Source organism: Rahnella sp. 1L-D-7-B-C2, assembly GCF_057290995.1.
Genome location: NZ_JBXAVQ010000005.1, coordinates 262,431 through 283,643, shown reverse-complemented (window position 1 = coordinate 283,643; position 21,213 = coordinate 262,431). Strand labels below are relative to the sequence as shown.

Below are 21,213 nucleotides of genomic sequence, written 5' to 3'. Positions count from 1 at the left end.
GTAACGCTATGTATTACAAGGTGTCAGGTAAGAAAAATGCAGATGCCGAAACCGTCGTTCTCTCCTCCGGCCTCGGCGGTTCGGGCGGTTTCTGGCAGCCGCAACTCCCGATGCTGAATGCGCATTTCCGCGTGGTGGTCTATGACCAACACGGCACCGGCGCCAGTCAGGGCAGCGTCCCTGCCGGTTACCGGATGGAAGATATGGCGGACGAACTGGCAGGGCTGCTCAACGAACTGGACGTCAGCCGCTGTCATCTGGTCGGTCACGCGCTTGGCGGCATTATCGGCCTGCACCTGGCCCTGCGTTATCCGGCGCTGCTGCAAAGCCTGGTGGTGATCAACGGCTGGACAAAGCTCGACAGCCAGACCCGCCGCTGCTTTGAAGTACGCCAGAATCTGCTGCTCAACAGCGGCGTCGACGCCTACGTGCAGGCGCAGCCGCTGTTTCTGTATCCCGGCGACTGGCTTTCTGAAAACGAAGCATTGTTGCAAGAGGAGCGCCAGCATCAGGTGGCGAATTTTCAGGGGATGGAAAACCTGCTGCACCGCTTACAGGCGCTGATGGCATCCGATCTGAGCGAAACGCTCGGGCAGGTGATCGCCCCGACGCTGGCATTGAGCTGCAAGGATGATTTGCTGGTGCCGTGGATGCGTTCCGCCGATCTCGCCGCCCGTCTGCCCAACGGCGAACACACGCAAATGTTATACGGCGGCCATGCAATGAGCGTGACCGATCCAGATACCTTTAACCCTATTTTACTGGACTGGCTGCTACGGCATTCATCGCAAAACACTGCCACACCGTCCAGCCGCCTGCCCACGGAGACATCATGGCCGAAGCATTAACCGCCAGCGCACTGGCGACTTTATTCACCGAAGCCCGCACCCACAATGGCTGGCAGAACAAACCGGTCACAGGTGAACAGCTGAAAACAATTTATGATCTGGCACGCATGGGGCCGACCTCCGCCAACTGCAGCCCGGTGCGCATCGTGTTTATTCAGAGCGCGCAAGCCAAAGAGAAACTGGTACCGGCGTTATCCAGCGGAAATCTGAAAAAAACCCTGACCGCGCCGGTTACGGCGATCGTTGCCTGGGATCCGGCGTTTTACGAGCTGCTGCCCGAACTGTTCCCCTCCGGCGATGCCCGGTCGTGGTTCACCTCCAGCCCGGAGCTGGCGCACGCTACGGCGTTTCGCAACAGCAGTTTGCAGGCAGCGTACCTGATCCTCGCTTGCCGCTCGCTGGGGCTCGATACCGGCCCGATGTCCGGTTTTGACAATGCTAAAGTGGATGAAACCTTCCTGGCGGACACCGGCTGGAAATCCAATTTTCTGATTAACATCGGTTACGGCGATACCAGCAAGGTGTATCCGCGCGCGCCGCGACTTGATTTCGACCGCGCCTGCCGCGTGCTGTAAGTCACTGACAGAACTCTGAGGACCCGATCATGCAAACCACCCTGAATGCTGTGGATTTACCCGTTGCACCCGCCACGCCCAATGCCGTTGAGAAAAAAGCTGCCGTCGAGAAAATGGAGTACCGCGATGCAATGGCGCACCTCGGTTCCGCCGTGAACATCATCACTACCGACGGCCACGCAGGCCGTGCCGGATTCACCGCCTCGGCCGTGTGCAGCGTCACCGACTCCCCGCCAACGTTGCTGGTATGCCTCAACCGTTCCGCCTCGGTGTACCCGGTGTTTAAGGAGAATCAGGTGCTGTGCGTGAACACGCTGGCGGATTGCCATGAATCGTTGTCCAACCTGTTCGGCGGAAAAACGCCCATGGAGCAACGCTTCGAAGCCGCCGAGTGGGCACGCCTTGCCACCGGATCGCCCGTTCTCACCGATGCACTGGTGTCGTTTGACTGCAAAGTCACACAGGTTACCAGCGTCGGTACCCATGACATTCTTATCTGTGAAGCCGTCGCGCTGCGACGTAACGACGAACGCCACGGACTGGTGTATTTCGACCGCCGCTATCATCCGCTGATGCGTCAGTCTGCCTGTTAATTTAACCTGATTAGGGAACACAGCATGGCAAACACTTACTTTCCAACATGGCGTAAAAGAGAAGGCAATTTAGATGGCGCAGTGATCGCTCCGGAAGAGCGGCTGCCGTTAGGGCCGACCGTGGTGATGGGGCTGCAACATACGGTGGCGATGTTTGGTGCCACGGTACTGATGCCCCTGCTGATGGGTTTCGACGCCAATATGGCGATCCTGATGTCCGGCATCGGCACCCTGCTGTTCTTCCTGGTGGTCGGCGGGCGCGTTCCCAGTTATCTCGGTTCCAGCGCGGCATTTGTCGGGCTGGTGATCGCGGTGACAGGCTACAGCGGCCACGGCGCCAACCCGAATATCGGCGTGGCGCTAGGCGGGATTATTGCCTGCGGCGTTGTGTATACGCTGATAGGCTTTGTGGTAATGGCGGTGGGCACGCGCTGGATTGAACGCCTGATGCCGCCGGTGGTGACCGGTGCGGTAGTGATGGCGATAGGTCTGAACCTCGCGCCCATCGCCATCAACAGCGTGTCTGCCTCTTCTTTTGACAGCTGGATGGCGGTGGTGACCGTGCTGTGCATCGGCTCTGTCGCCGTGTTCACGCGCGGTCTGGTGCAACGCCTGTTGCTGTTACTCGGCCTTATCGCCGCGTATCTGATTTACATGGTAGTGACCAACGGACTGGGGCTCGGCGCGCCGGTAGACTTCTCTGCCGTGGCGCAGGCGCCATGGTTTGGCGTTCCAACCATTACCACGCCGGTGTTCAGCTCGCACGCCATGCTGATGATAGCGCCGGTGGCGGTGATTCTGGTGGCAGAAAACCTCGGCCACATTAAAGCGGTCGCCGGTATGACCGGCAAAAACCTCGACCCGTATATGGGCCGCGCATTTGTCGGCGACGGTCTGGCGACGTTACTTTCCGCCTCGGCGGGCGGTACCGGCGTCACCACTTACGCGGAAAACATCGGCGTCATGGCGGTCACCAAAATTTACTCCACGCTGATTTTCGTTGCAGCAGCCGTTGTTGCCATCGTGTTGGGCTTCTCGCCCAAATTTGGTGCACTGATCCACACCATTCCCGGCCCGGTACTTGGCGGCGCGTCGATTGTAGTGTTCGGCTTGATTGCGGTAGCGGGCGCGCGCATCTGGGTACAAAACCAGGTGGATCTGGGTCTTAACGGCAATCTGATCATGGTCGCGGTGACGCTGGTACTGGGCGCAGGCAACTTTACCCTGAGCCTTGGCGGTTTCAGTATGGGCGGTATCGGCACGGCAACATTCGGCGCAATCCTGCTCAATGCCTTCCTGAGTCGCAGCAACAAAGAAAAAACGTTGCCTGTTTCAGAAACTGGCACAGAAGCTGCATTAAAAGATCACTGACGACCTCAGTTTCTCCTTAGCTCATCATTTTTGATGATCGCCAGCGGTTAGCCGGTCCACCCGTCCGGATTAGCCGCTGGTTTTTTTCTTTCTGTCCTCCCCATTCCTGTTTTCCAGCTAAGCAATGCAGATTTCCTTCGTTCACCTGCCCTTTAAATTGGTTTGTTATGGATCCAGCACTTTCGTTCTATGAGAACGGAAAAGTGATTCATCTGCCTATAAGAAAAGGGTTAACTATGCAAAACATTCGCCGGAAAAGCGCCATTGCTCGCGCACTGGCTTTAGGGGTTCTTCTCACCAGCACGTCCACCGTATTTGCCGCCGACGGCGCACCGGTTCAGGGCGGAACACTGATTTATCTCGAACAGCAGGCACATACTAACCTTTATCCTCCGGCGGGCGGTTTCTACCCGAACGGCGGCATTCTCAATCAGATCACCGATAAACTGACTTATCAGAATCCGCAGACGCTGGAAGTGGAACCCTGGATTGCCGAATCCTGGACGTTTAACGCCGACAAAACCGAGTACACCTTCAAACTGCGTCCGGGCGTGACTTTCTCCGACGGGACGCCGCTCGACGCCAACGCGGTCGCCAAAAACTTTGATACCTACGGTCTGGGCAACAAAGAGCATCATCTGCCGGTGTCCGAAGTCATCAATAATTACGACCACAGCGAAGTGATCGACCCGCTGACCGTGAAGTTCTATTTCAAAAAATCCTCTCCGGGCTTCCTGCAAGGGACGGCCACCATTGGCTCGGGGCTGGTTTCACTGAGCACGCTGAACCGCAATTTTGATGCGCTGGGCGATGCGACACACATCATCGGCTCCGGCCCGTTTGTGGTGAGCAAAGAAACCCTCGGACGTGAAGTCGATCTGACCGCGCGCAAAGAGTACAACTGGGGGCCGAAAAATCTCAAACAGCAGGGCCGCGCCAATCTTGACGGCATTAAAGTGATCGTCACCGGCGAAGACAGCGTACGCATCGGCGCGCTGCTCGCGGGTCAGGCGGATTTCATCCGTCAGGTTCAGGCGTATGACGAAAAACAGGCCAAAGAGCAGAACTTCCCGATTTATGCCGCGCCGACCAAGGGCGTGAACGACGGCATCGCGTTCCGCCCGGATAACGCGCTGGTCGCTGATCTCAAAGTCCGTCAGGCACTGCTGCATGCCACCAACAGCAAACAGGTGGTCGATACCCTCTTCTCGCCAAACTATCCGCAGGCCACCTCTGTCATTGCCAAAACCGCCGCCGGTTACGTCGATCTCAGCCATAAGCTGACTTATGACCCGACGCTTGCCAAAAAGCTTCTCGACGAAGCGGGCTGGAAACCGGGCGCGAATGGCATCCGTCAGAAAGACGGCAAAACGCTGGCGCTGACGATTTATGAATCCCTGCCGCAGCCGCAGAACAAAGAGGTGTTGCAGCTGGTTTCCCAGCAGTGGAGCCAGGTCGGCGCGAAGCTGAACATTCTGGCCGGTGACGCAGGCAGCCGCGTGGCGGATAACCTGGATCCGGAAAAAACACCGGCTAACGTCGTCGAAGTGGGACGCGCCGATCCCGATGTCATCAAAAGTTCTTTCTATCCGACCAACCGCGATGCGCTGCTGCAAAAAGGTGGCCTGAGCAGCAAGGTGAAAAGTTTCCGCGACGACAAACTTAACGACCTGCTGACCGCCATTTCGGCAGAAGTGGATCCGCAAAAACGTCTGGCGCTGACCGCTGACGTGCAGAACTACTTGCTCGATCAGGCTTACATCATTCCCATTTTCGAAGAGCCGCAGGTGTTTGCCGGTGCGCCGTATCTGAAAGGCGTGAATTTCGAAGCCGTTGGTCGTCCGAGCTTCTACGGCGCATGGCTGGAAAAGTATTAACAGGCAGGAGTGAATGATGAACCGATACGTGAGCGGTCGTCTGGGTCAGGCTTTACTGGTGTTGTGGGCGGCGTTTACCGTCTCCTTTATCCTGTTGCAGGTGCTGCCGGGCGACGCGATTCTGATTAAATTCCAAAACCCGGACATGGGATTAAGCCCGGCGCAAATCGCCGATATGCGCGCGGCCTACGGTGCGGATGTGCCGCTGGTGCAGCAATATCTGCACACACTGGGCAATTTTCTGCGCGGGGATTTGGGGTATTCGATTCAGGCTGGCGTACCGGTCACTGAATTACTCAGCACCAACTTCCCGCCGACGCTGCGACTGGCGCTGACTGGCTTTGCACTGGCTGCCGTGGTGGCCTTTGCACTGGCGTTTCTCTCCAGCCTGCTGCACTTCGGCTGGCTGAAAAACCTGTTGCAGTCAGTGCCGTCGCTGTTTATTTCCATCCCGACCTTCTGGCTGGGCATCGTGCTCATCCAGATTTTCTCCTTCCATCTGCGCTGGATCCCGGTGATTAACCCCGGCGAGTGGGTCGGGCTGATTTTGCCGGTCGTGACGCTGGCGGTGCCAATTTCCGCGCCGCTGGCACAAATCCTGATCCGCAGTATCGATCAGGTACAGACCCAGCCGTTTGTCGCCGTCGCCCGTGCCAAAGGGGCGAGCCGCAGCGGCGTGCTGTGGCGTCACGTGGCGCGCAACGCCCTGCTTCCCGCGCTGACCATTGCCGGCCTGCTGTTCGGTGAGCTGATTGCCGGGGCGCTTATCACCGAAACCGTGTTCGGCCTCAACGGCCTTGGTCAGCTGACGCAGCAGGCGGTGAATAATCAGGATGTCGCTGTATTACAGGCGATTGTGGTGATTTCCGCCGCCGCCTTTGTCGGCATCAATTTACTGGTCGACTTGCTCTATCCGCTGCTCGACCCGCGTCTGAAAACGTCCGCTAAACGTACCGCCGGAGCCACCTCATGAGCAGCTTACCGCTTGGCAAAAGCACAATTTCTTTACCCCTCACGCAGCGTCGCCGCTGGAAAACTGGCCGCCTGCAACCGGCGCTGATTTTAGCCTGGCTGGTGATGGCGACCGTTATTCTCTGGGCGATCGCGCCCGGCTGGTTTACGGATTACAGCGGCACCGAAGGCATCGCGGGCGCGCAACGTCTGGCGCCGCAGGCCGGACACTGGCTTGGCACCGATCAGCTTGGCCGCGACGTCTACGCGCGCATTGTGTACGGCGCATCACATTCGCTGTCCGGTGCGCTGGTGGCCGTGGCACTCGGGCTGGTGTTCGGCACCGCATTAGGGCTGGCGGCCGGTGCCAGCGGCGGCGTCGTTGACGCCATCGTCATGCGTATTAATGACGTGCTTCTCTCGATTCCCGGCCTGCTGCTGTCGCTGAGTGTGATCATTCTGCTCGGCTTCGGTACGGTGCATGCGGCGATTGCGGTCGGCGTCACCTCGGTCGCCAACTTTGCCCGCCTCGCCCGCGCCGAAGTGGTGCTGGTGCGCCACAGCGATTACGTCGAAGCCGCCTACGGCAGCGGCGGGACATTTTTCTCAATCCTCTGGCGACATATTTTGCCTAACTCGCTGACCTCAGTCATCGCCTTCTCGGCGTTGCAGTTCGGCAGCGCGATACTGGCAATTTCCACCCTGAGTTTTCTCGGCTACGGCACACCACCGCCGACGCCGGAATGGGGTTTGCTGATCGCCGAAGGCCGTAATTACATTTCCACCGCCTGGTGGCTGACCACCTTCCCCGGCATCGTCGTGGTGCTGGTGGTGCTTTCCGCCAACCGCATCAGCCAGTCATTACGCAGGAGAACACGATGAACGCACAGGCCACGTTAAAACATGACGCCCCGCCGGTTCTCGAACTGGAGAATGTGTCAATTGCCTACGACGGCAAACCAGTGGTGCACAATGTGTCCTTTACCATTCACGCCGGAGAGGTGCTGGCGCTGGTGGGCGAATCCGGCTCCGGCAAAACCACTACCGCGCAGGCGATCATCGGCCTGCTGGCGGAAAATGGTCATATCGATCAGGGCGAAATCCGCCTCAACGGCACCGACATCAGCCAGTGGTCGCAGCGACGTCTCGACGCTCTGCGCGGCGCACGCATCAGCCTGATCCCGCAGGATCCGACCAGTTCACTTGATCCGGTGAAAACCATCGGCTCTCAGGTGGCGGAAATTCTCGACATCCATCAGCGCCTGCCGCGCAAACAGCGCGATGAACGCGTGGTCGAGTTGCTGACCCGCGTCGGCCTCACGCATCCGGAGCAGCGCGCGAAACAGTATCCGCACGAGCTGTCCGGCGGTATGAAACAGCGCGTGCTGATTGCGATTGCCATCGCCCTGCAACCGGCGCTAATCATCGCCGATGAACCCACCAGCGCGCTGGACGTGACGGTGCAAAAGCGCATTCTGGATCTGATCGACGATCTGCGCCGCGAGTTTGGCACCGCCGTATTGCTGGTCACGCACGATCTGGCAATTGCCGCCGAACGGGCCGATCGGCTGCTGGTTTTCCGTCACGGCAAAGTGCAGGAACAGGGCATCACCGCCGGGGTGCTGAACGCACCGAAAAGCGACTACACCCGCCAGCTGTTCGCCGATGCCCCTGCCCTGTCAGGCCGCCACCGTGCGCAGAGTCCGGCCACCGCCGAACCGGTGCTGGTGGTCGACGGTGTGACGCACGACTTCACGCTTGGCGGTAAAAGTCGTGCCGCCTTCCGCGCGGTGGATAACGTCTCTTTTAGCATTCCGCGCGGGACAACCCATTCGCTGGTCGGTGAATCAGGCTCAGGAAAAACCACGCTGGCGCGTATTCTGCTCGGTTTTCAGAAACCGGATAAAGGCCGTGTGCTGATCGACGGCGAAGACATCACCCGCCTCAAGGGAGAACCGCTGCGCCAGCTGCGCAAGAAAATTCAGCTGGTCTATCAGAATCCGTTTGCCTCACTCGATCCGTCACAAACGCTGTTCAGCGTGATTGAAGAGCCGCTGCTGAATTTCGAAAAAATTCCGTCCGCCGAACGCCGTCAGCGCGTGCTGGATATCGCCCGCCGCGTGGCGCTGCCGGAGGAATTGCTCAGTCGCAAACCGCGTGAACTGTCCGGCGGTCAGCGCCAGCGCGTGGCCATTGCGCGCGCCCTGATCCTCAAGCCCAAGGTACTGATCCTCGATGAAGCCACCTCGGCGCTCGATGTCACGGTACAGGCGCAGATCCTCACGCTGCTTGCGCAGCTACAGGATTCGCTTGGTCTGACCTATTTATTTATCTCGCACGATCTGGCGACCGTCCGGCAAATCTCCCACAGCGTCTCGGTGTTACATCGCGGGCAACAGGTCGATTCCGGCGAAGTGGAAGCGGTATTTGCGCTGCCTTCCAGCGATTACACCCGCCAGCTTATTGATGCCATTCCCGGCCGACATCGCGCCGCCTGAGAGGAAAATTATGAGCAGTAAACGTCTTGGATTTTTTACCCGCCTTCTGGACAACACCAGCGCGCAGGAGCGCTACCGGCTGGCGACCGAGCAAATCATTCACGCCGAGCAGTTGGGTTTTGATTCCGCATGGGTCGCGCAGCACCATTTCCAAGAAGCCGAAGGCGGTCTGCCCGCACCGCTGGTGTTCCTTGCGCAGGTGGCGGCACACACCCGTTTTATCCGCCTGGGTACGGGTGTGATTACGCTGCCAATGGAAAATGCGCTGCGCGTGGCCGAAGACACCGCCGTGCTGGATTTGCTCAGTGGCGGACGGCTGGAGATCGGCCTCGGATCCGGCGGCACGCCGACGTCCTTCCCACCGTTCGGCCTGGAAAGTGGCCAGCGCGGCGCGGCGTTTGCCCATAATCTGCATACCCTGCTCACCGCATGGCGCGGCGAAAAACTTGCGGGCACCGACAACTGCCTGTATCCGGCAGCGCCGCACCTGGCGCACCGCGTCTGGCAGGCAACATTCTCCGTGGACGGTGGCGCGCGTGCGGGTAAATCCGGCGATGGTCTGATGCTGTCGCGCACCCAGCCACGACCGGCAGATGCCCCGGATCTGCGCCTCGACGAACTGCAAAACCCGATCATTGATGCCTATCTTGATGCGCTGCCTGACGGTGTTGCGCCGCGCATCATGGGATCGCGCACCGCGTTCGTCACCGAGAATGGCGATGAAGCCCGTGAACTGGCCCAAAAAGGCCTGCGCCGTCAGGCCGAAAATCACCGCGCCAGCGGACAAATCGTGCAAGGCGATACGCTGGATGATTACATCCGCGCGTTTGACGTCCATCTCGGCACCGCGGCGCAGGTGACCACCTCGTTACAGGCCGATACCGCGCTGGCCCGCGTCACCGATCTGGCGTTTCAGGTGCACTCCATCGATCCACCACATCCGTATATTTTGCGCTCCATCGAACTGATCGCCCGTCACGTCGCACCGGCCCTCGGCTGGGTTCGCCGCACGCCGTCACGCGCCGTTTCCACGTCTTCCTCCGATACCACTTTCTCCAAGGAAACCCAATGACCGACTATTCGACCGACCTGCTGGAAAAACTGGCCGAAATCGCCCCGGCGTCTGAACTGAAACTGGCGCGCGACACACGCGATGCCGCCACCCGCCATGCGCAGGGCAGCTACGACGCGTTATTCACTGAACAGGATGGCGTGGATTTCACGCTGGCGGAGCGCCTGCGTCTGGCGCAAAACGTGGCGCGCTGGCACGGTGATTCCCAGCTCAGTAACCACTATTCCGAACGTTTGCAGGATTTGCCCGACATCGATGAAACCGCCCGCCTCGATGCGGCGCTGACGCACGGTGAACGTCTGAGTTTCAAACCCGCCAGCGCCACGCCCGCGCATTTGCAGGCGCTGAGAAAAGCGGGCTGGTCGGTGGATGCGATTGTCACGCTGTCGCAGCTGATTTCCTTCGTCAGTTTCCAGAGCCGCGCGTTGCGCAGCTACCGGCTGATCGGCGGTAAACCGGTGGAAAACGGCAGCAACAAACCGGTTGGCGCAGCGTTCTGGCGCACTGATCCAAATACCCACAATGGTCGTGACGCACCGCAAGCGTTCACGCAGGAAGAGCTCGGCTGGGAGCCGTGGATCCCGGCGAAAAAGCTGGAAGAATTCGATGAAGCTCAGCAGGCGATTCTGGCGAAATTTGGCCATACAGATTCCGACTATTTCCGCCTGTTAGGCCGCAACCTGCCGGTGCTGGAGCAACGTACGCTGACCGACAAAGGCATTTTCTTTACCTCCGGCGGCCTGCCGCGTAAAGAGCGTGAACTGGCCGCCACCGTGGCCAGTAAAATCAACGGCTGTATTTTCTGCGCGTCGGTGCATTCGCGCAAAGCCAGCCAGCTGTCAAAGCAAACCGACGACGTTCAGCGCCTGATCGACACCGCACCGGGCGGCATTCTCAGCAAAGACCAGTCTCCGCGCTGGCAGGCAGAAATTGACTTTGCCGCCGCACTCTCCGCCACGCCGCCGGTCGCCACTGCTCAGCACATCGCGGCCTTGCGCGAGCAGGGTCTGAGTGAACTGGAGATCGTCGATTTAGCGCAGTCCACGGCGTTTTTCGCCTGGGCAAACCGTCTGATGTTAACGCTCGGAGAACCGTTCAATGACTGAGTCCCTTCGCCCGCAGCTCGACCACGTGGTGATCAACGTCGCCGAACAGCTCAATCATTCCGAACTACAGTTTCGTCGGTTAGGATTTCATCTCACCGCGCGCGGCCACCACTCACTGGGATCGAGCAATCATCTGGCAATCTTCAGCGAAAACTATCTCGAACTGCTCGGTTATGAACCGGATAATGCCCACATCCGCACCGACTTATGGCAGGCTCCGCTCGGTCTGACCGGTCTGGTGTGGAAAACGCAGAATTCGGCGGCGGTTTACCATCATCTGCAAAAGCAAAATATCGCCGGGTCGCCTCCCGCTGAATTCTTCCGTCCGGTGGCACTCAACGACGGAACCTCGCCAAATGCGCGGTTCCGCACCGTTCCGCTGGCTGCCGATCGCGTGCCCAATGGCCGCAGTTTCTTCTGTCATCACCTGACACCGGAGCTGGTCTGGCGCAACGAATGGCAGCACCACCCCAACGGTGTCGCTGACATTACCGGCTTTGTGATTTCCGCCGCTGACCCGCAGGCTTCGGCCAAGGTCTACGGGGAGTTGTTTGGCGCTGAAGCCTTACAGAGTGGTGCCGATGCCGTGACCCTGCGTGCCGGGCGCGCTACCGTCCGGTTTGTGACATCAAAGCAGGCCACGGCAGAATTCGCCATTGTGCCCGAAGGTGATGGCGGCAGTGCGCGAATGGTCGGGTTGGAGTTTGCGACGCGGTCACTGGAGGCAGTGCGTAATAGTTTGCGGATAGGTGAAATCCCGTTTGATGATTTAACCCGTCGGATTTTAGTTCGCGCAGCGGATTCACTGGGTGTCGCGTTGGCGTTTCGGGAAGAATAAAGTCAACATCAGGCAAAACCCGGCCCGTTTGCTCTCCCCCTGCTAAGGGCAGAAGCAGACTGAGCATTGTTTGATATAGCTTCTGGACGTGTTCAAAAAGTACCTGAAAACTGCCCCATTGCAGCAAACACTGCAATAAAAAAGGCGCGACATTTTCACGTCGCGCCTTTCAACAAATTTAAAAACTTTTAGATGACGGCTTTAGCCGCTACCGCCGCATCTGAACGTTTCAGAATGGCGTAAGCACCACCGGCCAACACGGTACCCACAATGATCGAAATCAGATAACCCAGAACCGGTGTGATTGCGCCAGGGATCAGCAGAACGAACAGACCGCCGTGCGGAGCCATCAGCTGTGCGTGGAAGGCCATCGACAGAGCACCTGTCACCGCACCGCCCACGATACAGCAAGGCAGTACGCGCATCGGGTCACGGGCTGCGAACGGAATCGCACCTTCGGAGATAAAGCACAGGCCCAGAACCAGCGCCGCTTTACCGCCCTCACGTTCACTCTCCTCGAACTTATTGCGCGCCAGCAGCGTTGCCAGGCCCATCGCCAGCGGTGGCACCATACCGGCAGCCATGATGGCAGCCATTGGTGCGTAGACGGAAGAACTCAGCAGTGCCACGCCGAACGCGTAAGCTGCTTTGTTCACCGGGCCACCCATATCGGTACACATCATCGCACCAAGGATTGCGCCCAGCAGTACCGCATTCGCTGTACCCAAAGATTGTAACCATGCTGTCAGACCTGCCATGATTTTAGCGACCGGCGTACCGACTACGTAAATCATGACCAGACCGGTAATCAGACTCGCTACCAGCGGAATAATCAGGATAGGCTTCAGGGCTTCCATACTTTGCGGTAACTTCAGCTTGCCGCTGATGGCTTTCGCCACGTAACCGGCCAGGAAACCGGCAATGATACCGCCAAGGAAACCCGCACCGGTGCTGACAGCCAGCATACCGCCGATAAGACCCGGCGTCAGACCCGGACGGTCAGCGATGGAGAAGGCAATGAAACCGGCCAGAACCGGCACCATCAGCGCGAAGGCGGAAGCGCCACCGATTTGCATCAGTGCAGCCGCCAGTGTGCCCTTCACTTCAAAGGCTTTAATACCGAATACGAAGGACAGCGCGATACACAGACCACCCGCAACAACCATCGGCAGCATGTAAGACACGCCGGTCAGGAGGTGACGGTATGGGCCTGAACCGCCCACTTCTTTCTTCTTCGTCGTTGAAGCGGCGCCCTGTGCGTTAGGGGCAAACACTTCAGCTTCAACCAGCGCTTTATCCAGTTCTTGCTTGGTCTTTTTCAGTGCCAGACCCGTTGAGGTACGGTACATCGGCTTACCGGCAAACTTAGCCAGATCCACTTCAATGTCAGCCGCAACAATCACCAGATCGGCTGCTGCAACTTCTTCAGGCGTGATGGCGTTGCCAGCACCCACGGAACCACGGGTTTCAACTTTCACCCACCAGCCGCGTTTTTTAGCTTCACTTTCGATGGCTTCAGCCGCCATGAAGGTGTGCGCGACGCCTGTCGGGCACGCAGTGATCGCCACAATACGTTTTGGACCATTAGCCGCCGGTGCGGAAACAGCAGCCACAGCGGCAGAAGCAACGTAAGGTTTCGCTTCGGCCAGTGCGCGTTGCACGAAAGCCTCAGGTTCACGAACCGCAGCAGCCACATCACCGGTATATATATTTTTGCCAGTCAGCGCCGCGTCGTTTGGCACGGTTTCACCGGCGACGATCACGATTTCAGCGTCAGCAGCCTGCTCAACTAACTGGTGCCCGGCTTTCGCTACGGCAGCAGCGAGCAAATTTTTCGCCAGATGGCTGCGAGCCTGTCCCAGCGAACTGTCTATCATCAGCAGCGTTTTCATTCTGCCTCCTGCGGATTAAAAGGGTTTCAGATCAACACGGGCCATCATCGCCGCGAGCTGCGGACGGTCGGTGACACCGACATTACTCTGGCTGACAGCCAGGGCGGCAACGGCGGTTGCCAGTCGTAACGTATGTTCACTGGATTCACGCATCAGTAAACCGTAGATCAGGCCGCCGACCATGGAGTCACCGGCACCAACGGTGCTGACAACTTCACAAGCTGGCGGTTTGGCGATCCACGCACCGGATGCGTTAACCCACAAGGCACCTTCTGCACCCAGAGAAATCACCACATGGGCGATACCCTGGTCACGCAAGGCGTGCGCGGCTTCTACCACGTCACTCAGTTCTGGCAATTTACGGCCAGCCCAAATTTCCAGCTCACGGCGGTTTGGTTTAACCAACCACGGCGCGGCTTTCAGGCCAGCAACCAGTGCTTCACGGCTGCTGTCGAAAATGATGCACGGACACTGCGCGCGCAGACGTTTCATCCAGTCGGTAAATGCGTCAGGATCGACGCCCGCTGGCAGGCTGCCGCTCACGCAAACCATGTCGAACTGGCCGAGCCATGACAGGGAATCCGTCACGAAACGTTCCCAGTCCGCCGGCGTCACGTTAAATCCGGAGAAATTGAAGTCGCTGACTTCGCCGTCTTTTTCGGTCAGTTTGACGTTGATACGGGTACGGCCATTGACCACCTGAAAGCGGTTGGCGATGCCCAGATCGCTAAACAGTAACTGGAAACCATCCTGATTTTCTTTACCGAGGAAACCACCCACGGTGACGTCAATGCCGAGATCTTTCAGTACTTTCGCAACGTTGATGCCTTTACCTGCGGCGTGCAGGCCAGTGGTCTGCACCAGATTCACTTCACCGCGCTCGATCTCAGGCACATAGCCCACTAAATCGTATGCCGGGTTCAAGGTAATTGTGGCGACTCTGCGGCTCATGCGCCCTCCCCCAGACCTTCGGAAATGGCTTCACCGATGGTTTTCAATGCCAGTTCGGCATCTTCACCGCTGGCAGTAAAGCGCAGGTGATGACCTTTTTTCACGCCCAGCGCAACGACTTTCATCAGACTGCGGCCGTTGGCCGGTTTACCACTGCCATCAAGATTGGTAACGGTGATTTCGCTGGTGAACTGCTTGATCACGTTGACCAAGGCCGTACCCGGACGCGCATGCAGACCGTGTTCGTTACGGATCACGTATTCTGCAGTCAGCACGTTGGCTTCTTCTGCGACTTCGCTGGTCAGCAAGGCCAGCACACCCACGGCATCGGCCGTCAGCAAGCGTTCAGCTTTGTTGGCAATCAGCAGGTCGCTTAAGTAGTTCAGCACGTTCAGAGGCTGGTCATCGGCGACGGAAATGGTCAGCAGCAATGCCACCTTTTCACCGTCCAGTTCGAAGGTCTGCTGAGCACGACTGACCGTCGCCGCGCTTTTCAGATTGCCTTCGGTGCTGTCACTCAGCCAGATGCCCTGGCCCAGATTCAGCGGTTTACGGCTGATCACGTCACTGACGAAGGCCGTATCGACCGCCCCCATCTGTTGCAGACGACCGGCGTTCAGCGCCTGCAGGGTGATCAGGTTTTCAGCCGCGACATCGACTGCAATCAGTTGCGTATCAAACAGGAATTCAGCGGCGTTCTTCTCGCCCATCAGCAGGCTGCGCAGCTCTTCAGCGGAATCTGTTTTTGCCATGCGTTCTGCCACACTGTCGTCGCTTAAGACGTGCGTCAGCTGACGCAGCAGGCTGAGGTGTTCATCAGAACGGGCGGCAATACCGATAACGATGTAAGCGGTTTGGTCTTCACCCCAGGCAATACCCTGTGGGAACTGAAAAACCTGAACGCCGGTATCGAGCACCAGATCACGGGTATCCGTGGTGCCATGAGGGATAGCGATGCCATTACCGAGGTAAGTGGAGGTTTGCAGTTCACGGGCTAACATGCCGTCTACATAACCTTCGCTGACGCGGCCCGCCTGAGTCAGCGCAGCGGCGACCTGACGAATGGCCTCCTGCTTGTCGCTGGCAGCTGCGCCGAGGTGAATATCTTGCTGTGACAGTTGGAACATAATTCTCCTCTCCTGCTGAAATTGAATCGTTTCAGCTTTACTGAGAAAAAAGGAGCGTCACCAGATTTCGTTGTTGAAATCGATAACGCTGAAACGTTTCAGGAAGTCTTAATCGGCCTCGCTTTTAAAGCAAGTTTTCCCTGATTCTACGTGATGATTTTTTGATGCTACGCACAGTTTCCTTTATTCAGAACGTCTGAGTCTGCTCACTTAACACAAATGCTGAAATCAGGCTGACGCGATTGTATTCAGACTTCAACGTCAAAAGCTGACGTCAGCTAACAGTTTTTGATGACGCTATCGGGCCCTCCCTTTCGGCTATTTTTAACACAAAGTGCGGTTTTATTATTCAGTATGGCAAATTCATCCGGGTTTACATTTTTGATGATCAAAACCTGTTTTTGTTTTTTTTAAACTGTCGTAACATTCGCGCAAATTTTGTCCCTTCCCTACTTCTGGCACAGTTATCTCAATGCGAACATCTACAGCGTCGGCCCGCCGCCTCCCCGACATGACCTCGACGGCCTTTCTGATCATTGCCTTTCTCACCGGTATCGCGGGCGCGTTACAAACCCCGACGCTCAGCCTGTTTCTGACCTCTCAGGTCCACGTCAGCCCGTTCATGGTCGGCATTTTCTTTACCGGCAGCGCGGTGATCGGCATTTTCGTCAGCCAGCTGCTGGCCACGTGGTCGGATAAACGCGGCGATCGTAAAACACTGATCCTCTATTGCTGCCTGCTCGGTGCGCTGGCCTGCGTGCTGTTCGCCTTCAACCGCAACTACTTTATATTGCTGTTTATCGGCGTATTGCTGTCGAGCTTTGGCTCCACCGCTAACCCGCAGATGTTTGCACTGGCGCGTGAACATGCTGAGAAAACCGGGCGTGAAGCCGTAATGTTCAGCTCTATTTTGCGCGCGCAGGTTTCACTGGCGTGGGTCGTAGGACCGCCGCTGGCGTTTGCGCTCTCCATGGGCTTCGGTTTTACCTTTATGTACTGCGCAGCGACGCTGGCATTTCTGGTATGCGGCGCGATGGTATACGTGTTTTTACCGTCGATGCCGAAAGCGCGGATGAAGACTTCAGCAACACTTGAAGCACCGCGCCGAAACCGTCGTGACACGCTGATGCTGTTTATCGCATGCTCGCTGATGTGGGCGGCCAACAGTATTTATCTGATCAATATGCCGTTGTATGTGGTTCGCGAGCTGGGTCTGCCGGAGAAACTAGCGGGCGTGCTGATGGGCAGCGCAGCCTGTCTGGAAATCCCTACCATGCTGATCGCCGGATATCTGGCGAGACAGCTCGGTAAACGCTTCCTGATGCGACTGGCGGTCATCGCCGGGGTGATTTTCTACGGGTGTCTGTTGTTTACTACCGGCGCGGTCATGCTGATTGCTTTACAGTTGCTGAACGCAATTTTCATCGGCATTCTGGCCGGTATCGGGATGTTGTATTTTCAGGATCTGATGCCGGGTCAGGCGGGTGCGGCCACCACGCTGTTCACTAACTCAACGCGCGCGGGCTGGATCCTCGCCGGATCGCTGGCCGGTGTAATTGCGCAGTTCTGGAATTATCACGCCGTGTTTTACGCCGCGCTGGCCATGGTGGTGGGCTCGTTGCTGTGTATCTGGAACGTGAAAAACGTGGAAGATTCGATCACAGAAACTGTCGCACCAGAAACTTAAGGTGCGGTGTCTGCTTCCAGTTTAATCAGATAGGTCAGGGCCTGATCGCGATGGGTGAAACACATCTCGCGGCTGGCCTGCAAACTGGCGCAAACTTTCGGGCGCAACGGTGAGGTAAAAATCTTGCACAGGAAATTATCCGCCAGCTGAACGCAACGCGTATTCGCAGGCTTGCCCTCCGGCATTCCGGGGATCGGGCTGGAAATTGAAGGCGCTATGCAACAGGCTCCGCAATCAGTACGACAGTCCATCAACAGCCTCCTCAGGCCTGGTTTCGAGGCGCGACAATAGCAGGCACTTTACTGCGCCACCAGCGAAATATTTACTACTCTTTAACACAGTTGGCCGCCCATTTTAAACGTCAACGGGCTGGCCTGAAAAAATGCGTAATAATGCGGACTTTCCCGACTCTTTTTACGCTATCTGCTTGCCTGAAACCGGCGCCGCGAGTAACGTGTCGCAAATTATTTTCCCCTTTATCTCGACAGGTATTTATATGGCTCGTGCTAACGAAATTAAACGCGGCTTCGTTGTGAACTACGACGGCAAATTGCTGCTGGTAAAAGATATCGATGTTCAAAGCCCAAGCGCCCGTGGCGCCAGCACTTTGTACAAAATGCGTTTCGCCGACGTGCGTACCGGTGGCAAAGTGGAAGAACGCTTCAAGGGTGACGACATTCTCGACACCGTGAGCCTTACCCGCCGTAAAGTGAATTTCTCATACGTCGACGGCGACGAATACATCTTTATGGATGACGAAGACTTCACGCCTTACACCTTCAACAAATCACAGATCGAAGAAGAACTGCTGTTTATTCCCGAAGAAGGTTTGCAAGGTATGCAGGTTCTGACGCTCGACAGCCAGCTGCTGGCGCTGGAAATGCCACAAACCGTCGATCTGGAAATTATGGAAACAGCACCAGGCATCAAAGGCGCCTCTGCCAGTTCACGCACTAAACCGGCTGTAATGGCAACCGGGCTGAACATTCAGGTTCCAGAATACCTGAGCACCGGCGACAAAATCCGCATCCATATCGCTGAACGTCGTTATATGGGCCGCGCAGATTAATCCCTGCTCCCCCTGAAATTGAAGGAACGCTTCGGCGTTCCTTTTTTATTGCCATAAGTTTGCTAAAAATGCCCCAGACTCTCGATCTACCTCACAAAACGAGAGGCCATCCGGACTTACCAATTCCCCTTTCTATCATATGACTTTACACTAAAAGCCCTGATTTCGGCTTAAATCGTCGCTTTATCCAGCATGAAATTGAACTGACGGGTAAACAGCCCCTATTTGGCCTGACCAATTATTTATTTTCTGACTTGCCTGGAGTATTGCATGAAAACTATTGCCACTGCGTCCCTGCCCGCAGCCGTGTCATTGCCTGCTTACGATCGCGATGCACTGAAAAGCCGTATTGTTCACCTTGGATTTGGCGCTTTTCACCGCGCACATCAGGCGCTGCTGACCAACCGGGTGTTGAATTTACAGGGCGGCGACTGGGGCATCTGTGAAATCAGCCTGTTCGGCAATGAAACCTTGATCAAAACGTTACGCGAGCAGAACCACCTGTTCACGGTGCTGGAAAAAGGCGCAGAGGGCAATCAGGCCATTATTGTCGGCTCAGCCCATGATTCAGTGCACGGCGTAATTGACGGCCTGGATGCCGTCCTCAAAAAACTGACCGAGCCTCAGGTGGCGATAGTCTCGCTGACCATCACCGAAAAAGGCTATTGCATCGAGCCGGGCACCGGCCAGCTGGATTTACAGAACCCCAAAATCCAGCAGGATCTGGCCGGCGGACAAGCGCCATGTACCGCACCAGGCGTGCTGGTCGAAGCGCTACGTCTGCGCCATGAGCATGGCCTGCCGGGCTTTACCGTGCTGTGCTGTGACAACATTCCGGAGAACGGCCTGGTAGTCAAAAATGCCGTTCTGGGCATGGCGAAAGCGCGTTCCGCAGAACTGACGAAATGGATCACCGAAAACGTCTCCTTCCCGAGCACTATGGTGGATCGTATCGTTCCGGCAGCGACAGAAAATACGCTGGAAGAAATCACTCAAGCGCTGGGCGGCGTGGCTGACCCTTGCGGTATCGCGTGCGAACCGTTCATTCAGTGGGTGGTGGAAGACCATTTTGTCGCTGGTCGTCCTGACTGGGAAAAAGCCGGTGCGCAGATGGTCTCCGACGTTTTGCCTTTCGAGCAGATGAAACTGCGAATGCTCAACGGCAGCCATTCTTTCCTGGCCTATCTGGGATATCTGGCGGGATATCAGCACATTAACGATTGTATGGAAGATGTGCATTACAAAACCGCTGCCCATCGTCTGATGCTGAAAGAACAGGCTCCGACGCTGAGCGTTGAAGGTGTAGATCTGAATGCCTACGCCGACAGCCTGATAGCACGCTACAGCAACCCGGCACTTAAACACCGCACCTGGCAAATCGCCATGGACGGTACGCAGAAGCTTCCGCAACGTATGCTCGACTCGATCCGCTGGCATGTGAAAAACGGCGGTTCTTACGAGCTGCTGGCGCTGGGTGTTGCCGGCTGGATGCGCTATATCGATGGTAAAGATGATGCCGGTCAGCCAATTGAAATCAAAGATCCGATGGCTGAGAAGCTCGCTGAAATCGTGGCATCTACCGCTGACGGCGAAGAGCGTGTAAAAGCCCTGCTGGCGCTTAATGCAGTGTTTGGTGAGCAACTGCCGCACGAAGAGAAAGTAGTGCAGGCAATTCTGGCGGCATATTTAGATTTGCAACGCGTCGGCGCGAAGAAAGCGGTGGCGAAGTACGTCAGTTAACGTTCAATGTGATGAGATTAAAAGCAACGGCTGCAGCGGCAGCCGTTTTTATTGGAACCGATGCATCAGTCATTGAGTTCAGAAGGTACTGATGAAAATAAAAATCCGTCGAATGAGGGGTCATCCGCGTCAGACACCTGCAACAACATATCTTTGACGTTCTCCAGGTGCTGCCACATCGCCTGCTTTGCCGCTTTCGGATCCCGGCGGAGCACCGCCTGCAAAATGCTCTGGTGATCCTGCAACCAGATCTGACTGTAATTTTTATCGCCTACGTGCTGATGGATCCCCTGCCACATAGAACTGCGCTGACGGATCACCCACAAATCGTCCACCAGTTTGACCAGTACGCTGTTCTGCGACGCCTGCGCCAGCAAACCGTGGAAACGCTGATCCTCGGCGTCATCAGAAACGCCGCGCTCAATACAATCGCGCTGCGCATCAATGGCGTCGCGCATTTGCAGAATATCGGTTTTGGTGGCTTGCATTGCAGCAAAGGCGGCAACTTCGCTCTCCAGCAGTTGCCGCGCCTGAAGCAATTCAAACGGGCCGTAACCGCTGTCCGCAGCGTCTGACTGGCTATTTTCGGGGGGCGGCAACACATAAACGCCGGAGCCTTTGCGCACGTCCACCACTTTTTCCAGTTCCAGCATGATCAGAGCTTCACGCACCACGCTGCGGCTTACGGAGAAAGATTCCGCGATATCGCGTTCCGGCGGCAAACGGTCACCGGGGGCATATTTTCCGGCGTGAATATCACGACGTAAATGCCCGCCAATCTCCTGATAAAGTCGCATAAGGTTGCCTCTGGCGTTCAATTGGTCTGACATCTGCAAGCGATTGATTTGCTGCCACGATGCCTGAATTAAGAGGAAAAATTATAACACGCAGGGATAAAGGGAAAAGAATGAGAACTGAAAACTGACGGCCCGATCAAGATTGGGCCGGCCAGTTTAGAGATTGTCAGGCCAGAGGCGCTAACTCTGCCTCCGACCAGAAAAGTTACTTAATTAAATTA

At 56.9% G+C, this 21,213-nt stretch carries 19 protein-coding genes; 14 read left to right on the top strand and 5 right to left on the bottom strand.

Annotated elements, in window-relative coordinates; translation table 11 throughout:
* Positions 1-8: 8 nt before the first annotated feature.
* The 11 genes from rutD to AC0Z7K_RS11410 all read left to right on the top strand — a co-directional run bounded on the left by rutD (position 9) and on the right by AC0Z7K_RS11410 (position 11,729).
* Positions 9-848: a pyrimidine utilization protein D gene (gene rutD, locus AC0Z7K_RS11460; RefSeq protein ID WP_485614485.1), complete on the top strand. Its 840-nt coding sequence runs from the start codon at positions 9-11 to the stop codon at positions 846-848.
* Entirely contained in the window at positions 833-1,423 is a 591-nt protein-coding gene (locus AC0Z7K_RS11455; protein ID WP_485614483.1) for a malonic semialdehyde reductase, read from the top strand. The genes rutD and AC0Z7K_RS11455 overlap by 16 nt, the downstream gene beginning before the upstream one ends.
* A gap of 29 nt (positions 1,424-1,452) precedes the next feature.
* Positions 1,453-2,016 (top strand): NADH-dependent FMN reductase RutF, encoded by a 564-nt coding sequence (gene rutF, locus AC0Z7K_RS11450; RefSeq protein ID WP_485614482.1) that lies wholly within the window; start codon positions 1,453-1,455, stop codon positions 2,014-2,016.
* A 24-nt stretch (positions 2,017-2,040) separates the two neighbouring features.
* Complete coding sequence (gene rutG, locus AC0Z7K_RS11445) at positions 2,041-3,387, top strand: pyrimidine utilization transport protein G (RefSeq protein WP_413529423.1); 1,347 nt, start codon at positions 2,041-2,043, stop codon at positions 3,385-3,387.
* A 236-nt stretch (positions 3,388-3,623) separates the two neighbouring features.
* Positions 3,624-5,264 (top strand): TIGR04028 family ABC transporter substrate-binding protein, encoded by a 1,641-nt coding sequence (locus tag AC0Z7K_RS11440; protein WP_485614480.1) that lies wholly within the window; start codon positions 3,624-3,626, stop codon positions 5,262-5,264.
* A 16-nt stretch (positions 5,265-5,280) separates the two neighbouring features.
* Entirely contained in the window at positions 5,281-6,237 is a 957-nt protein-coding gene (locus tag AC0Z7K_RS11435; RefSeq protein WP_485614556.1) for an ABC transporter permease, read from the top strand.
* Positions 6,234-7,097, top strand: coding sequence for an ABC transporter permease (locus AC0Z7K_RS11430; protein ID WP_485614478.1), 864 nt, complete (start codon positions 6,234-6,236; stop codon positions 7,095-7,097). Before AC0Z7K_RS11435 ends, AC0Z7K_RS11430 begins: the two co-directional genes overlap by 4 nt.
* The gene (locus AC0Z7K_RS11425) at positions 7,094-8,713 is read left to right on the top strand and encodes a dipeptide ABC transporter ATP-binding protein (RefSeq protein ID WP_485614476.1); all 1,620 of its coding nucleotides are present in this window, start codon (positions 7,094-7,096) and stop codon (positions 8,711-8,713) included. The genes AC0Z7K_RS11430 and AC0Z7K_RS11425 overlap by 4 nt, the downstream gene beginning before the upstream one ends.
* A gap of 10 nt (positions 8,714-8,723) precedes the next feature.
* Positions 8,724-9,785: a putative FMN-dependent luciferase-like monooxygenase gene (locus AC0Z7K_RS11420; RefSeq protein WP_485614475.1), complete on the top strand. Its 1,062-nt coding sequence runs from the start codon at positions 8,724-8,726 to the stop codon at positions 9,783-9,785.
* The gene (locus tag AC0Z7K_RS11415) at positions 9,782-10,891 is read left to right on the top strand and encodes an alkylhydroperoxidase domain protein (protein WP_485614474.1); all 1,110 of its coding nucleotides are present in this window, start codon (positions 9,782-9,784) and stop codon (positions 10,889-10,891) included. Before AC0Z7K_RS11420 ends, AC0Z7K_RS11415 begins: the two co-directional genes overlap by 4 nt.
* Positions 10,884-11,729, top strand: coding sequence for a VOC family protein (locus AC0Z7K_RS11410; protein WP_485614473.1), 846 nt, complete (start codon positions 10,884-10,886; stop codon positions 11,727-11,729). Before AC0Z7K_RS11415 ends, AC0Z7K_RS11410 begins: the two co-directional genes overlap by 8 nt.
* 188 nt (positions 11,730-11,917) lie before the next feature.
* On the opposite strand, the gene fruA is transcribed toward AC0Z7K_RS11410, so the two are convergent.
* From fruA to fruB, 3 genes are read right to left on the bottom strand one after another with little or no spacing between them, the layout of a single operon-like run.
* A complete protein-coding gene (gene fruA / locus AC0Z7K_RS11405; protein WP_413529416.1) occupies positions 11,918-13,621 on the bottom strand; it encodes a PTS fructose transporter subunit IIBC in 1,704 nt (567 codons plus the stop codon).
* Between the two features lie 15 nt (positions 13,622-13,636).
* On the bottom strand, positions 13,637-14,572 hold the full coding sequence (gene fruK / locus AC0Z7K_RS11400; RefSeq protein WP_112167162.1) for a 1-phosphofructokinase: 936 nt from the start codon (positions 14,570-14,572) through the stop codon (positions 13,637-13,639).
* Positions 14,569-15,699: a fused PTS fructose transporter subunit IIA/HPr protein gene (fruB, locus tag AC0Z7K_RS11395; protein WP_485614471.1), complete on the bottom strand. Its 1,131-nt coding sequence runs from the start codon at positions 15,697-15,699 to the stop codon at positions 14,569-14,571. Before fruB ends, fruK begins: the two co-directional genes overlap by 4 nt.
* A gap of 472 nt (positions 15,700-16,171) precedes the next feature.
* On the opposite strand from fruB, the gene AC0Z7K_RS11390 reads away from it, so the two are divergent.
* Positions 16,172-17,386 carry a sugar efflux transporter gene (locus tag AC0Z7K_RS11390; RefSeq protein WP_485614470.1) on the top strand — a complete coding sequence of 405 codons (1,215 nt, stop codon included), beginning with the start codon at positions 16,172-16,174 and terminating at the stop codon, positions 17,384-17,386.
* Here AC0Z7K_RS11390 and AC0Z7K_RS11385 read toward each other — a convergent pair.
* Positions 17,383-17,637, bottom strand: a complete 255-nt coding sequence (locus AC0Z7K_RS11385) for a YkgJ family cysteine cluster protein (RefSeq protein WP_413529413.1) — start codon at positions 17,635-17,637, stop codon at positions 17,383-17,385. The two genes, AC0Z7K_RS11390 and AC0Z7K_RS11385, sit on opposite strands and share 4 nt — an antisense overlap.
* A 245-nt stretch (positions 17,638-17,882) precedes the next feature.
* Here AC0Z7K_RS11385 and yeiP point away from each other — a divergent pair, with 245 nt between their 5' ends.
* A complete protein-coding gene (gene yeiP / locus AC0Z7K_RS11380) occupies positions 17,883-18,455 on the top strand; it encodes an elongation factor P-like protein YeiP (protein WP_112167405.1) in 573 nt (190 codons plus the stop codon).
* Positions 18,456-18,725: 270 nt separating this feature from the next.
* Entirely contained in the window at positions 18,726-20,195 is a 1,470-nt protein-coding gene (locus AC0Z7K_RS11375; protein WP_485614468.1) for a mannitol dehydrogenase family protein, read from the top strand.
* 65 nt (positions 20,196-20,260) lie between these two features.
* Here AC0Z7K_RS11375 and AC0Z7K_RS11370 read toward each other — a convergent pair whose 3' ends face one another.
* On the bottom strand, positions 20,261-20,992 hold the full coding sequence (locus tag AC0Z7K_RS11370) for an FCD domain-containing protein (RefSeq protein ID WP_485614467.1): 732 nt from the start codon (positions 20,990-20,992) through the stop codon (positions 20,261-20,263).
* Positions 20,993-21,213: the final 221 nt, after the last annotated feature.

What these genes read in the sequence shown, in the direction of transcription:
- rutF (WP_485614482.1), top strand. Translation starts at nt 1,453, where the DNA reads ATGCAAACCACCCTGAATGCTGTGGATTTACCCGTTGCACCCGCCACG.
- fruK (WP_112167162.1), bottom strand. Translation starts at nt 14,572, where the DNA reads ATGAGCCGCAGAGTCGCCACAATTACCTTGAACCCGGCATACGATTTA.
- rutG (WP_413529423.1), top strand. Translation starts at nt 2,041, where the DNA reads ATGGCAAACACTTACTTTCCAACATGGCGTAAAAGAGAAGGCAATTTA.
- AC0Z7K_RS11455 (WP_485614483.1), top strand. Translation starts at nt 833, where the DNA reads ATGGCCGAAGCATTAACCGCCAGCGCACTGGCGACTTTATTCACCGAA.
- AC0Z7K_RS11385 (WP_413529413.1), bottom strand. Translation starts at nt 17,637, where the DNA reads ATGGACTGTCGTACTGATTGCGGAGCCTGTTGCATAGCGCCTTCAATT.
- AC0Z7K_RS11415 (WP_485614474.1), top strand. Translation starts at nt 9,782, where the DNA reads ATGACCGACTATTCGACCGACCTGCTGGAAAAACTGGCCGAAATCGCC.
- AC0Z7K_RS11410 (WP_485614473.1), top strand. Translation starts at nt 10,884, where the DNA reads ATGACTGAGTCCCTTCGCCCGCAGCTCGACCACGTGGTGATCAACGTC.
- AC0Z7K_RS11420 (WP_485614475.1), top strand. Translation starts at nt 8,724, where the DNA reads ATGAGCAGTAAACGTCTTGGATTTTTTACCCGCCTTCTGGACAACACC.
- AC0Z7K_RS11390 (WP_485614470.1), top strand. Translation starts at nt 16,172, where the DNA reads ATGCGAACATCTACAGCGTCGGCCCGCCGCCTCCCCGACATGACCTCG.
- AC0Z7K_RS11370 (WP_485614467.1), bottom strand. Translation starts at nt 20,992, where the DNA reads ATGCGACTTTATCAGGAGATTGGCGGGCATTTACGTCGTGATATTCAC.
- AC0Z7K_RS11430 (WP_485614478.1), top strand. Translation starts at nt 6,234, where the DNA reads ATGAGCAGCTTACCGCTTGGCAAAAGCACAATTTCTTTACCCCTCACG.
- AC0Z7K_RS11440 (WP_485614480.1), top strand. Translation starts at nt 3,624, where the DNA reads ATGCAAAACATTCGCCGGAAAAGCGCCATTGCTCGCGCACTGGCTTTA.
- AC0Z7K_RS11375 (WP_485614468.1), top strand. Translation starts at nt 18,726, where the DNA reads ATGAAAACTATTGCCACTGCGTCCCTGCCCGCAGCCGTGTCATTGCCT.
- fruB (WP_485614471.1), bottom strand. Translation starts at nt 15,699, where the DNA reads ATGTTCCAACTGTCACAGCAAGATATTCACCTCGGCGCAGCTGCCAGC.
- rutD (WP_485614485.1), top strand. Translation starts at nt 9, where the DNA reads ATGTATTACAAGGTGTCAGGTAAGAAAAATGCAGATGCCGAAACCGTC.
- fruA (WP_413529416.1), bottom strand. Translation starts at nt 13,621, where the DNA reads ATGAAAACGCTGCTGATGATAGACAGTTCGCTGGGACAGGCTCGCAGC.
- AC0Z7K_RS11435 (WP_485614556.1), top strand. Translation starts at nt 5,281, where the DNA reads ATGAACCGATACGTGAGCGGTCGTCTGGGTCAGGCTTTACTGGTGTTG.
- yeiP (WP_112167405.1), top strand. Translation starts at nt 17,883, where the DNA reads ATGGCTCGTGCTAACGAAATTAAACGCGGCTTCGTTGTGAACTACGAC.
- AC0Z7K_RS11425 (WP_485614476.1), top strand. Translation starts at nt 7,094, where the DNA reads ATGAACGCACAGGCCACGTTAAAACATGACGCCCCGCCGGTTCTCGAA.